This window comes from Streptomyces marispadix (assembly GCF_022524345.1).
GTDB classification, from domain to species: domain Bacteria; phylum Actinomycetota; class Actinomycetes; order Streptomycetales; family Streptomycetaceae; genus Streptomyces; species Streptomyces marispadix.
In genome coordinates this window covers 816,206-828,693 of the sequence record NZ_JAKWJU010000002.1, presented here as the reverse complement: position 1 = coordinate 828,693, position 12,488 = coordinate 816,206, and the positions used below count along the sequence as shown (strand labels likewise).

Below are 12,488 nucleotides of genomic sequence, written 5' to 3'. Positions count from 1 at the left end.
GTGTTTCGGTGGTCATAGCGTGAGGGAAACGCCCGGTGACATTCCGAACCCGGAAGCTAAGCCTTACTGCGCCGATGGTACTGCATGCGGGAGCGTGTGGGAGAGTAGGACACCGCCGAACAACTATTGAGGGCCCGTGGCCCGCAGCGTGCATGCGCTGTGGGCCACGGGCTTTTTTGTTTTTTAAGAGAGCAATCATGTGCGGGGCTTTTGGAAAAGCCTTGGAGCACAGACGGGAGTCACGTCGATGTCCACCGATTCGCCAGACGAGCGGCCGGAGAGCGAGCCGCGTCGGTCCGGGCCGCGCAGCGGTGACGACCGGCCGCGGGGTGGTAAGCGCGATGACCGTGCCGGGAGCGGTGAGAACCGCGGCCGGGGCGGTTACCGGCGCGATGACGGGCGTCGTAGCGACCGGCGTGATCAGCGGGGCGATCGTGATCGGCCGCGTGGTGGCGGTTTCCGTCCGGGGGAGCGGGACGGCCGGGCAGAGGGCCGGGGTGAGCGGCGCGGTGGCGGTCAGCGGCCGGACAGGGGCCGTCATGACGGGCCGCGTCAGGGACGCCGTGATGAGAAGCCCCGTGGGCCTCGTCGCGATGACAAGCCTCGCGGGCCCAGGCGTGACGACCGGCCCCGTGGGACCCGGCGGGACGATGAGCGCAGTGGCAGCGGGGGGCGGCGGCCGTATGGTCAGGGTGACCGAGGCCGTGGGGACGACCGGGACCGTCGAGGCGGTGGCTTCCGTGGGCGCCGCGATGAGGGGCGGAGCGGACCGCCTCGTCGCTTCGGGCGCGACGATCGCCCGGAGCGGCGCGACGATCGGCGTTCGGATCGTGAGCCGACGAAGCGGCTGCCCATCGACGAGGACGTCACCGGCGCCGAGATCGACAAGGAGGTCCGGCAGGAGCTGATGAGCCTGCCGAAGACGCTCGCCGAGGACGTCGCGAAGAACCTGGTGATGGTGGCGCGGCTGCTGGATGAGGATCCGCAGGCGGCCTACGGCTATGCGAGGGTCGCACTGAGGCTGGCCTCCCGCGTTCCGTCGGTGCGTGAGGCGGCGGGATTCGCCGCGTATGCGGTGCAGAAGTACGCGGAGGCGCTGGCGGAGTTCCGCGCTGCGCGGCGCATGACGGGCTTGCAGCATCTGTGGCCGGTGATGGCGGACTGCGAGCGGGGCATGGGCCGTCCCGAGAAGGCGCTGGCGATGGCCGGTGAGGCCGAGGTGCAGAAGCTGGACAAGGCCGGGCAGGTGGAGATGCGGCTGGTGGCGGCCGGTGCGCGGCGGGACATGGGCCAGGCCGAGGCGGCGGTGGTGACGTTGCAGAGCCCGGAGCTGGCGTCCAGTTCGCAGCAGCCGTGGACGGCGCGTCTGCGCTATGCGTATGCGGACGCGCTGCTTGAGGTGGGGCGCGAGGACGAGGCGCGGGAGTGGTTCGCCAAGGCGCTGGAGGCCGACCAGAGCGGCTCGACGGATGCGTCGGACCGACTGGCGGAGCTGGACGGCGTGGAGTTCATCGACGCTCTCGACCCCGAGGCCGATGAGGAGAGCGCACAATTCGCCGAGGACCGCCGGGAGGACCGCCGGGAGGACGGTCGCGTGGAGGGCCGGGGCGGGTCCGCTTCGCCCGAGAAGGACGCCGGCGAGTAGAGCGGCCACGGAGGTTCGGGCGGGGTCGGGGAGGCGGGAGCCCGTGCCCCCGGTTCACGGGCTACCGCCTCCGCCGTCTATGGGGCGAAGCGCGCCAGGGGATTGTCGAGTTCGCCGATGAGCTGAAGGGCGCCGGCAGGGTCCTGGAGGTCCACCATCTGCTGGTTGTCGCGTAGTTGGAGCCGGTTGAGGCACGACAGGGCGAACGTTTCCGCGAAGAGGTCGTAGCGGGCGAAGCGTTCGGCGAGGTGCGGTGCCGACTTCTGGTAGTCGCGTATGCACTCGGCGACCGTCGACCAGAAGGTGTCCTCGTCGAGGGTGCCGTTGGCGGCGAGTGTTCCGTTGAGGAAGCGCAGGAAGCAGTCGAAGACGTCGGTGAAGAGGGAGAGGATCTTCATCTCTTCGGGGACGTCGGCGCGGATGCGCTCGACCTCCGGCGGGAGTTGGGCGTCGGGGCTCATCACCGCGATCTCTTCGGCGATGTCCTTGAAGATCGCCCGTTCGGGGACGCTGTCCTCGTCGAGTACGAGGATGACGTTCTCGCCGTGCGGCATGAAGACCAGGTCGTACTCGTAGAAGCAGTGCAGCAGCGGGGTGAGATACACATCGAGGTATCTGCGCAGCCATGTCGCCGCGTCGAGACCCGACCGTTCGATCAGCGCGCCGGCCAGGGAGGAGGCGCCCTCGCGGTCGGTGTGCAGCAGGGACGCCATCGTGGCCAGGCGGCGGCCCGGTGTGAGCAGCGGGACGGGGCTCTCGCGCCACAGGGCGGCCAGCATCTTCAGATACGGGGAGCCCTTGGGGGCGGCGGCCTCGTAGGGCGCGGGGTGGTAGCCGACGGCGGCGCACTCGCGGAGGATCGCCAGGCCCGACTCGCGAAGCACCTCGTCGCCCGCGACGAGGTCGGCGAGCCAGTCGTTGATGGCGGGCGTGGCCTTCATGTATTCGGCTGAAAGGCCGCGCAGGAAGCCCATGTTGAGCACGGACAGCGCCGTCTTCACGTAGTGCTTCGCGGGGTTGGTGGCGTTGAAGAACGTACGTATCGACTGCTGGGGCAGATGTTCGTCGTCGCCGTGTCCCAGACAGACGAGGTTGCGCTTGGCGACCTCCGCGGCGAAGGTGACGGACAGCTTGTTCCACCACTGCCATGGGTGGACCGGTATGAGGAAGTAGTCGTCCAGGTCCAGGCCCTCCTCCTTCATGGCGGCGGAGAAGCGGCGCAGCGTCGCCGCGGACAGCTCGGACAGCAGCAGCTTGTCGTAGCCGAGGCCGGACGCCGCGGTGAAGGTGGCGTGGTCGCGGTGGGCGGCGACCCAGATCAGCCTTACGGGGGCGCCGGCTTCGGGGGCGTAGGCCCGGTACTCGGCGATGTCGAAGCCGAGGCGGCCGTTGTTGGCGACGAAGCAGGGATGGCCCTCCGTCATGCCTGCCTCGATCTCCTGGAAGCCGGAGCGTGCGAGGCGGGCTGCGCTGACGGGCTCACGGGCCAGCTTGTACGCCGTGCTGGCGAGGGTGGAGCTGATCTCCTCCAGATAGACCGGCAGTACGTCCTCGCCTAGGCCGAGTGAGCCTCGTAGTTCGGTGATGAACTCCAGGGCGTCGAGGGGGAGTTGAGTACCGTCGCGGTGGCGGGTGATGCCCTCGGCGTCGATTTGCCAGTGGTCGAGGGCGAACTTCCTTGCCGTGAAGCGGTATTCGGTGGCCCCGTCGTCGCTGCGCACGCGGTACCGGCCGTCGGGCGGCGTCAGCGGGTCGGGCGTGAGAAGGCGCTCATGGGCGAACTCCCCGAGCGCCTTGCGTATCAGCAGCCGGTTGGCCGACTCCCAGCGTTCGGGGGTGAGATGGGCGACGGCCTCGCGGGGAGAGAGGGCGGCGGTGTCGGTCATCGGCTCTTCGTCCCTCCTGGGGCGTCGCGGCTGTCGAGGGTGGCACGGGCGGCTTCGAACTGCTCGCGGGTGCACATGCTGAGGTAGGCGTTCTTCTCGGGCTTGGCGATGGTGCGTTCGACGCGGAAGCCGACGGCCTCGTTGAGCGCGTGCACGGCCGTGTTCCGCACGTCGGGTTCGACGACGACGCGGCGGGTGTGCGGGTCTACGAAGAGCATGTCCATCACCGTGGTGATCACGGCGAGGGTGAAGCCGTGCAGGGGGGTGTCGGTCGGTGCGCACAGGAAGTGCATGCCGACATCGCCCGGTTGGGCCTCGTAGAGGCCCTTCAGCTCGACGTGTGCGGGGTCGTAGCGCTCCATGAGGAAGCGCGGTTCGCCCTCGTGGAGGCCGAGGAAGGCGTCGTGGTGCTCGGAGGCGGCGATGGCCATGAACTCCCGCTCCACGTCGGTGAGCGTGGCCTCCTGCATCAGCCAGTAAACCGACTTGGGGTGGGTGACCCAGCCGTGCAGCAGCTCGGCGTCGCCTGCCGGGTCCACGGGCCGCAGTGCGAAGCGGCCCAGGCGGGCGTCGGTGCGGGTGTGCACGGCGCCGTGCTCGCGGGCGCGGTCCTGGTCGTTGGTCCGGGCGTTGCTCATGAGTGCGGGGCCTCCGTCCGTACGGGCGTGGCCGGTGCCGCGTCGGGTACCGGTGCGCTGAAGTCCTGGAAGGCGATGGAGCGTTCGACGGGATAGTGCTCGCGGCCGAGCATCTCGCGGATGATCCAGGAGTTGCGGTAGGCGGCCATGCCCAGGTCGGGTGTGACGAAGCCGTGGGTGTGCAGTTCGGCGTTCTGCACATAGATCTCCCCGCCGGGCGAAGTGCCGGTGTCCACACGGTAGTTGCGCCGTACGGCGAAGCGGCCCTGCTCGTCCCGGTCGATGCGGTGCTCGACGGGGGCGAGGAAATCCGGTGTGCTGTAGCGGTATCCGGTGGCGAGGACGAGCCCCTCGGTGGTGAGGGTGAAGTCCTGCTTCTGCTCCTCCTGGCGCAGCCCGAGGGTGTACGAGCCGGACTTGGCGTCGTAAGAGGCGTCCGTGAGCGCGGTGTTGGTCATCAGCCGTGTGGGGCACGGGCGTTGGAGGCTCTTCTGGTAGAGCAGATCGAAGATGGCGTCGATGAGCTCGGTGTTGATGCCCTTGTAGAGGTTCTTCTGCGAGGCGACGAGTTCGTCGCGGGTGGCCGGTGGAAGGCCGTGGAAGTAGTCGACGTACTCGGGAGAGGTCATCTCCAGCGTCAGCTTGGTGTATTCGAGCGGGAAGAACCGCGGGGAGCGGGTGACCCACGTCAGGTGGTAGTCGTGCGCGCCGATGTCCTGGAGCAGGTCGTAGTAGATCTCCGCCGCGCTCTGGCCGCTGCCTATGACGGTGACGGACTTCTTCCGCTGGAGCTGCGAACGGTGTTGCAGATAGCGGGAGTTGTGGATGAAGTCGCCGCCGAGGTCCTGGCAGGGGCCGGGGATGTGGGGCGGTGTGCCGGTGCCCAGTACGAGCCTTCTGCCGCGGTACGTGCGCTGCAAGCCGTCGGCGAGATCGTCGGCGTGTACGAGGTAGAGCTGCTCGGACTCGTCGAACTCGACGCTGGTGACGCGGTGCCGGAAGCGGATCGAGTCCAGCTTCCCGGCGGCCCAGCGGCAGTAGTCGTTGTACTCGGCGCGCAGCGGATAGAAGCTCTCGCGGATGTAGAAGGCGTAGAGGCGGCCCTTCTCCTTGAGGTAGTTGAGGAAGGAGAACGGCGAGGTGGGGTCGGCGAGGGTGACGAGGTCCGACATGAACGGCGTCTGGAGGGTGCTGTCTTCGAGCAGCATTCCCGGGTGCCAGTCGAACTCCGGCTTGTCGTCGAGGAAGAGCCCGTCGAGTTCGCCGATGGGCTCGGTCAGGCAGGCCAGTCCCAGGTTGAACGGGCCGAGTCCGACGGCTACGAAGTCGTGGACGTGGGAGGTGTCTTGTGGGGTGGACACGTGAGTGAGTCTCCGGATCTCCGGGGGCAGGCGGCGGTCAGCTTGCGCGGGGGTGGACCGGTTCCGGGTCCGTGCCCGGCCGTCGGGGGTCGAGGCCGCCCTGACGTCCGGTGAGGCGGCGGCCGGCGTGCTCGGCGACGAGGTCGAGTACGGCGGCGATGTCGTCGAGGGACGTCTCCGGGTTGAGCAGCGTGAACTTCAGATAGTGCCGCCCGTCGACGACGGTGGACGCCACGACTGCCTCCCCGGAGGCGGACAGCGCATGCCGGGCGTGGAGATTGACCTCGTCCGTCAGGGGTCCGCCCACGGGCTGCGGCGGCAGATAGCGGAAGACGAGGGTGCTCAACTGGGGCCGGGTGACGACCTCGAAGCGGGGGTCGTCGCGCAGCAGCCGGTAGGCGTCCGCGGCACGGTCGACGACCTCGTCGAAGAGTTCGCCGACGCCCGCGGCGCCCATGATGCGCAGCGTCAGCCACAGTTTGAGCGCGTCGAAGCGGCGCGTGGTCTGGATGGACTTGTCGACCTGGTTGGGGATGGCGTTCTCGGCCATCCGCGCGGGGTTGAGATAGTCCGCGTGGTACGTGACATGGCGCAGCGTCGCCTGGTCGCGTACGAGCACGGCACTCGAACTGACCGGCTGGAAGAAGGACTTGTGGTAGTCCACGGTCACCGAGTCGGCACGCTCGATCCCGTCGAGCAGATGGCGGCGCCGCGAGACCAGCAGTCCGCAGCCGTACGCGGCGTCCACGTGCAGCCACGTACCGGCGCGCTCGCACAGGTCGGCGACGGCGGGCAGCGGGTCGATGCTGCCGAAGTCCGTGGTGCCGGCGGTGGCGACGACGGCCATCACCAGCAGGTCCTCGCGTTCGCAGCGGTCGAGTTCGGCGGCGAGGGCCGAGGGGCGCATCCTGCGGTCGTCGTCGCAGGGCACGGAGATGACGGCCTCCGCGCCGAGGCCCAGCAGGGTCGCGGCCTTCTCGATGCTGAAGTGGCTGCACTCGGAGGTGAGGACGCGCAGGCGCGGCAGGATCTCCGGTTTGCGCAGCGGCGTCGGGGAGTTCTTCTCCGCCACGCGGCACGCCTCGTCACGGGCCAGCAGCAGCGCCTGGAGGTTGGACTGGGTGCCGCCGCTGGTGAAGATGCCGTCGGCGGCGGTGCCCAGGCCGATGCGTTCCGCCGTCCAGGAGATGAGGTGGCGCTCGATGAGCGTGCCGCCCGCGCTCTGGTCCCAGGTGTCGAGCGAGGAGTTGACCGCCGAGATCACGGCCTCGCCGAGGACGGCGGGGATGACGACGGGGCAGTTGAGGTGGGCGAGATAGCGCGGGTGGTGGAAGTAGACGGCGTCGCGGAGGTAGACGTTCTCCAGTTCGTCCAGGGCGGCGGCCGGGTCGCCCAGGGGCTCTTCCAGGTCGATTCTCGAGACGGCCGGGGCGAGTTGGGACGGGGTCACTCCGGTGAAGGGGCGGTCGGCGGCGGCGATCTTCTCCGCCACGCGGCCGACGCCCTCCGTGAGGGAACGCCGGTAGTGCTCCGCCGTCCTGTCGTTGAGCAGGTGAGACCTGCTGCTCATGAACTGTCCTCCCTGACACGGGCGTCGTCTGCACCGCACGGGAGTGCGGTGAGGTAAGGCTACCCTAACTATGCGGTCGTGGTGACAGGGTGGGGAGGGACAGGAGGAGAAACGGGGGCGGGCCGGTGCCGGTGGGCCTCGGTCGGCCTCGGTGGGCCTTGAGGAGACGGCGAGCGTCGGCGGGGGCGGCGCTCTCCTGCACCGGCACGGCGCGGTTGTTATGAGCGCCCGTCAGGAACTGTCCTTCCGGAGCCGCCCCTCAGGCGTTGTCCTCAAGAGTGCGCAGCACCAGGCCCGTTGCCGGTTTCGGGCCGAACGACGTGGACTTGCGCGGCATCATCACGCCCTGCTCCGCCAGTTCCCGTACGGTCTCCTCGCTTACGGGACGCATCAGCACCGCAGTGCCGCCGGTCTGGGCGGCCTTGCCCGCGGCGGCGGTCGCGTCGTGGATGTAGGAGATGTCCTCGGGACGGTCGGGTACGCGCCACACCTCGTCCAGCAGCACCGAGTGCAGCACGGCGGCGTCCAGGTGTCGCCAGGCGGCGGGCTGCCCGGCGTAGGGGCGTTCGCTGTAGGGGTGTTCGGCGTAGGGGCGTCCGGCGTCGGGATGCTCGGTGTCCGGACTCTGAGCGGAGAGGCCGGACGAGCGCGCCTGGAGCAGATGGAAGGCGCCGGTGCCGTCGGTGAGGAGGAAGGCGTTGCCGGGGGCGTCGTCCAGGATCTGAAGCGCCTGGGGCAACGACCGTGTCTCCACGGCCCTTACATCGAAGGCGGCTTCCGACTCGACGGCGTCCAGGGCCCGTTGGAGGGGCAGCCGGGGAAGCACCCGGTGGATGGCCTGCACGAGCAGCGGATGACGGACGGTGTCGACGAGGAGGACCAGACCGTAGTCCCAGGGGGAGTCGCGGCCGGAGGGATCGTAGGGCTCGGGGGGATCGGAGGAAGAGGCAGGGTCCGGGCCTCCGTCCGGGGCCGTCGCTTCCGCATCCGCCCGATTCGCGCTCTCCGTACGGCCGTCGGGAAGGGAGCCGGCGGCGTTCCCATGCTCGTCCTCGCGGGCGCGTGCGTCGCGGTGCTCGGCGCGCAGCCGCAGATATGTGGCCCAGCGGTGGTGCCCGTCCGCGATGAGGGCGTCACGGCCGCCCAAGTCGGCGTCGATCTCCGCGAGTTCGGCGGAGTCGGTCACCGGCCACAGCTTGTGGCAGAAGCCGTCCTCCGTCGTCGTCGACAGCAACGGCGTGCGGCCTACGGCCCGTTCGACGACGGCGGCGGCGCCCGTCACGGTGCCGTCGCCGCGGTAGGACAGCAGCAGCGGTTCGAGGTTCGCACCGGTGGCGCGCATCAGGGCGGCGCGGTCCTCGACCACGTCGTCCATGACGTCCTCGTGCGGCAGTACGACACCCTCCTCGGGCGGGGAGAGCCGCAGCGCGCCGATGATGCCGCGCTGGAGGAGGCCGCCGCGGCGCTGCTCGTAGACGTAGAGGGCGGGGCGTGGGTCCTGCTCCAGTACGCCCTCGGCGCGCCAAGTGCGCAGTGTGGCGGCGGCTTTGGCCTGCCGCTCGGCGGCGCCGGCGGCCTGGGGCAGGATGAGCCGGACGATGTTGTACGGGTCCGAGGTCTCCAGATCCCGCAGCTCGTCCGGGCGGACCACGACGTCGTACGGCGGCGAGGTCACGGCCGAGAGCGAGCCCACCTTCCCGGGTGCGTAACGCAGGCCGCGGAAGGGCTTGAGCCGGAGGCCGTCGTGGGTCATCACCGCATGCTATGCCGGAGTCGACGGGCGCCGGGAGGGCGCCATGGCGGAGCACGGCGGGACCGGCACCGGAGAGAGGGGACAGGGACGAGGGCGCCGCCGGGCGGCCCCGGGTGGCTTTCCGGCGGCGGTGCGTACCGTCCGGGGATGCGCTGATCCGTGCCGCCCGTCGGTGCGGACGAGGAGAGGGAAGCTTTGCGAGGAGAGCGAGAGACCATGGCGGGCACTGTGCGTACGAGCCCTTCAGGCAGCGGCGGGGCGCTGAGGGAGGAGTACGACACCGCTCTGCTGGATCTGGACGGTGTCGTGTACGTCGCGGGGGACGCGGTGCCCCATGCGGTCCGGTCGCTGGAGGAGGCGCGGGACGCCGGAATGCGGCTCGCGTATGTGACGAACAACGCTTCGCGCACACCGGAGGCAGTGGCCCGGCACCTCGGTGAACTGGGCCTGCCCGCGGAGGCGGAGGACGTGATCACCTCGGCGCAGGCCGTGGCACGTCTGATCGCAGAGCGGTTTCCGCGCGGCTCGCGTGTACTGGCGGTGGGCGGCGACGGACTGCGGGAGGCGCTGCGCGAGCAGGGGATGAGCGTCGTCGACTCGGCGGACGACGAACCGGCGGCGGTGGTGCAGGGTTACGGCGGCCCGCGGTTGCAGTGGGGACGGCTCGGCGAGGCGGCGATCGCCGTCGGCAGGGGCGTGGCGTGGTTCGCGGCGAACGGCGATGTGACGGTCCCCGGCGAACGGGGAGTCCTCCCCGGCAACGGCGCCGCCGTCGAGGTCGTACGGATGGCCACGCGCTGGATGCGGGACGCCCCCGAGCCGCAGATCGCGGGGAAGCCGAGGCCGCCGATGCACCGGGAGACGATTCTGCGCACGGGGGCGCGACGGCCGCTGGTGGTCGGCGACCGCCTCGACACCGACATCGAGGGCGCGCATGTGGGCGGCGTGGACTCGCTGCTGGTGATGACGGGCGTGACCGATGCGGCGCAGCTTCTGGCCGCGCGCCCCGAGCACCGGCCGGCCTATGTGGCGCTCGATCTTCGCGGACTGGCGCAGCCGCACCCGGAGCCGAGCGGTGACGCGGAGGCGGGCTTCGGATGCGGGGGCTGGACGGCCAGGGCGGGCACGGACGCACTCGTACTGGAGGGTGAGGGCGAAGTTCCGGACGGACTGCGGGCGTTGTGCGCCGCGGCGTGGACGGCTGCGGGGGACAGGGGCGGTTGCGGACTGGACGCGGGCAAGGCGCTGGCGCGGCTGGGGCTTTGAGGCCCGCGCGGAGGCGGCGCACGGGCTGCGTACCGGTTGTCCGAGCGCCGCCGCCTGCCCAAGTCACCGCGGGCGCTGTCCGGTTGAGGCACGCGGTGGCGCGCTCCGGTACGGGTCGCCCAAGTAGCCGTCGGCGCTGGGCTGTTCAGCCGCCGGCGGCGCTCGCCGAGGCCGACACGGCCTCCTCCACGAGCTGTTCCTCGGTCGCGTCCAGCCGCCAGTAGCCGGTGAACCGGACCCTCTTGCGGTCGAATCCACGCTCGTTCACCAGGTGGCGTCGCAGCGCCTTGACGGTCCCCGCCTCGCCCGCGATCCATGCGTAGGGCGTGCCCGCGGGCAGGTGGGCGGAGGCGACCGAGGCGAGATGGAGGTCCGTGCGGTGTGCCGTGGTGTTCTCCCTGACGAGCCAGGTGACGTCGGCGTCGGCGACCGTCGGCAGCTCCTGGATGTCCTCGGCGTGCGGCACTTCGAGCCACACCTTCGCCTGGGTGCCCGGCGGCAGCCACTCCAGGATTCCCGCCACCGCGGGCAGCGCCGTCTCGTCGCCGCTGATCAGCACCCAGTCGGTGCCGGGCGAGGGGCGGAAGTCGACGCCTGCGTTGTCGGCCTCGGTGGGCCCGAGGACGGTGACGCGGTCGCCGGGGCGCGCGTTCGCCGCCCAGCGGGACGCGGGGCCCGCCGGTACGGAGGCTGTCGCGCCCGTCGCGCCAGCCGGACCGGGGACGCCGTGCAGCGCGAAGTCGATGTCCAGCTCGTCCTGCGGGAAGCGGCGCTGCTCGCGCACCGTGTACGAGCGCATGATGCCGCGCACGGCGGGGTCCATCGAGCGCCAGGCGGTGAACCACGCGTCGCCCGCGTCCGTCGGCACGAGCGGGGCGTCCTGGCCCGGGTGCGGCAGGAAGAGTTTGAGCCGCTGGTCCCGGCCGCCGGAGGCGAGCCGGCGCAGTGCCTCGCCGCCGAACGTCACGCGAAGCATGGTCGGGCCCAGCCGCCGGGTCCGTACGACATACGCGTCGAAGAACTCGAACGGTGCGGTGCGGGCCGGGGCTTCAGGTGCTGCGGTGCTCATGATGCTGGGCTCTCTTCCCGGATGGGCCGTACGGGGTGGTCGCAGTGCGGGACGGGACGGGACGCGGCGCGTAGGCCGGAACGGCGGACGGGGCGCGGCCGGAGGCCGGGGCGGTGGGCGGAAACGGCGGACGGGGCGCGGAGCGGTCGTAGCGACCGCCCTGACCGCGCCGTCACCCCGGCCGCCGCGGGCCGCGGCTGCCTCAACTGACCTTCTTCGCGCCCTCGATCGCCTCGGCGAGCTCCTCCAGCAGCGGCGCGGCACCGGCGTAGGAGAAGCGGGGTTCGGCGTTCCACGTCGTGACCTGGTCCGCCTTGACCGCGGGGAGGTCCGACCAGGTCGGCTTGGACTTCAGCGCGGGCGGCTGGAGCGCCTGCGTACGGTTGTCGAGAATGATCAGGTCCGCCTTGTACTTGTCGGCGTTCTCCCAGCTCAGCTCCTCGAAGAAGCCCTGCTTGCTGATCTTCTCCGGGACGACGAGGTCGACGCCGAGCTCCTTGAAGTAGCGCAGATCGGCGTTCGCGGAGGGGTCCGAGACATACATCAGGTCCGGCGCTCCGGAGGCCGCCATCACCTTCAGGCCGCCGCTCGCCTTCGCCGCCTTGCGCAGCTTCTCGGCGGCCTTCTCGAAGCGGGCCTTGGCGGAGGTGACGCGCTCGGCCTCGAGGTCGGCGCCGAGTGACCGTGCGAGTTCGGCGAAGCGCTCGATGGAGTCCAGCATCGACGTCTCGGCGGTCTTGAGCGCCAGCGACGGTGCCAGCTTGAGGATCTTGGACTTGCTCTCCTCCGGGACGTACCAGAGGGCGTCCTTGACGTACATGTTCGTCACGAGCAGGTCAGGTCGGACCTTTGCGTACTTCTCGATGTCGAACTCGCCGTAGGCGTTGCCGATGACCTCCAGCTTCTTCACGTCCAGGTCGCCGGCCAGGACGTCCGGGTCGCCGTTCTTCTTCTTCGTCGGGCCGAAGACGCCCGCTATGACGTCGCCGGCGCCGAAGTCGTGCAGGGCCGCCGCGGTGCCGACGTATGCGACGACACGCTTCGGCGCCGCGTCGAGGCTGATCTTCTTCTTGCGGTCGTCGGTGAAGGACCAGGCGCCGCCGCCCTTGCCGGAGTTGGACCCTGAACCTCCGCAGGCGGTGAGCAGAGCGCCGAGCCCTACGGCACCCCCGGCGGCCAGCAGACCACGGCGGGAGAGGCTGGGGGACGACGCTGACGGCGCGGACGGATGGGGCATGACTTGGGCCCTCTCTCTCGGTTCTTTGCGGGTCTTACGGTGCTCGGAGCCGACCGGTGGCCG

Annotated in this window: 9 protein-coding genes and 1 rRNA gene; 3 read left to right on the top strand and 7 right to left on the bottom strand. The window is 70.4% G+C overall.

Annotated features, from left to right (window positions below; translation table 11 throughout):
- The first annotated feature begins 4 nt into the window (after positions 1–4).
- Both rrf and MMA15_RS03635 read left to right on the top strand, forming a co-directional pair.
- Positions 5–121 (top strand): 5S ribosomal RNA (gene rrf / locus MMA15_RS03640).
- 726 nt (positions 122–847) lie between these two features.
- The gene (locus MMA15_RS03635) at positions 848–1,645 is read left to right on the top strand and encodes a tetratricopeptide repeat protein (protein WP_241062964.1); all 798 of its coding nucleotides are present in this window, start codon (positions 848–850) and stop codon (positions 1,643–1,645) included.
- Between the two features lie 77 nt (positions 1,646–1,722).
- On the opposite strand, the gene MMA15_RS03630 is transcribed toward MMA15_RS03635, so the two are convergent.
- From MMA15_RS03630 to MMA15_RS03610, 5 genes are all read right to left on the bottom strand, one after another.
- Positions 1,723–3,531 (bottom strand): IucA/IucC family protein, encoded by a 1,809-nt coding sequence (locus MMA15_RS03630; RefSeq protein ID WP_241057467.1) that lies wholly within the window; start codon positions 3,529–3,531, stop codon positions 1,723–1,725.
- A complete protein-coding gene (locus tag MMA15_RS03625; protein WP_241057466.1) occupies positions 3,528–4,169 on the bottom strand; it encodes a GNAT family N-acetyltransferase in 642 nt (213 codons plus the stop codon). Before MMA15_RS03625 ends, MMA15_RS03630 begins: the two co-directional genes overlap by 4 nt.
- A complete protein-coding gene (locus MMA15_RS03620) occupies positions 4,166–5,530 on the bottom strand; it encodes a lysine N(6)-hydroxylase/L-ornithine N(5)-oxygenase family protein (protein WP_241057465.1) in 1,365 nt (454 codons plus the stop codon). The genes MMA15_RS03625 and MMA15_RS03620 overlap by 4 nt, the downstream gene beginning before the upstream one ends.
- A gap of 37 nt (positions 5,531–5,567) precedes the next feature.
- Positions 5,568–7,100 carry a pyridoxal phosphate-dependent decarboxylase family protein gene (locus MMA15_RS03615; RefSeq protein ID WP_241057464.1) on the bottom strand — a complete coding sequence of 511 codons (1,533 nt, stop codon included), beginning with the start codon at positions 7,098–7,100 and terminating at the stop codon, positions 5,568–5,570.
- A gap of 259 nt (positions 7,101–7,359) precedes the next feature.
- Positions 7,360–8,853, bottom strand: coding sequence for a DUF1015 family protein (locus MMA15_RS03610; RefSeq protein ID WP_241057463.1), 1,494 nt, complete (start codon positions 8,851–8,853; stop codon positions 7,360–7,362).
- Positions 8,854–9,048: 195 nt separating this feature from the next.
- On the opposite strand from MMA15_RS03610, the gene MMA15_RS03605 reads away from it, so the two are divergent.
- A complete protein-coding gene (locus MMA15_RS03605) occupies positions 9,049–10,119 on the top strand; it encodes an HAD hydrolase-like protein (RefSeq protein ID WP_372498169.1) in 1,071 nt (356 codons plus the stop codon).
- A 145-nt stretch (positions 10,120–10,264) separates the two neighbouring features.
- Here MMA15_RS03605 and MMA15_RS03600 read toward each other — a convergent pair whose 3' ends face one another.
- Together MMA15_RS03600 and MMA15_RS03595 are read right to left on the bottom strand one after the other, a co-directional pair.
- Positions 10,265–11,188: a siderophore-interacting protein gene (locus MMA15_RS03600; protein ID WP_241057461.1), complete on the bottom strand. Its 924-nt coding sequence runs from the start codon at positions 11,186–11,188 to the stop codon at positions 10,265–10,267.
- Between the two features lie 202 nt (positions 11,189–11,390).
- Positions 11,391–12,425 (bottom strand): ABC transporter substrate-binding protein, encoded by a 1,035-nt coding sequence (locus MMA15_RS03595; protein WP_241057460.1) that lies wholly within the window; start codon positions 12,423–12,425, stop codon positions 11,391–11,393.
- Positions 12,426–12,488 lie beyond the last annotated feature (63 nt).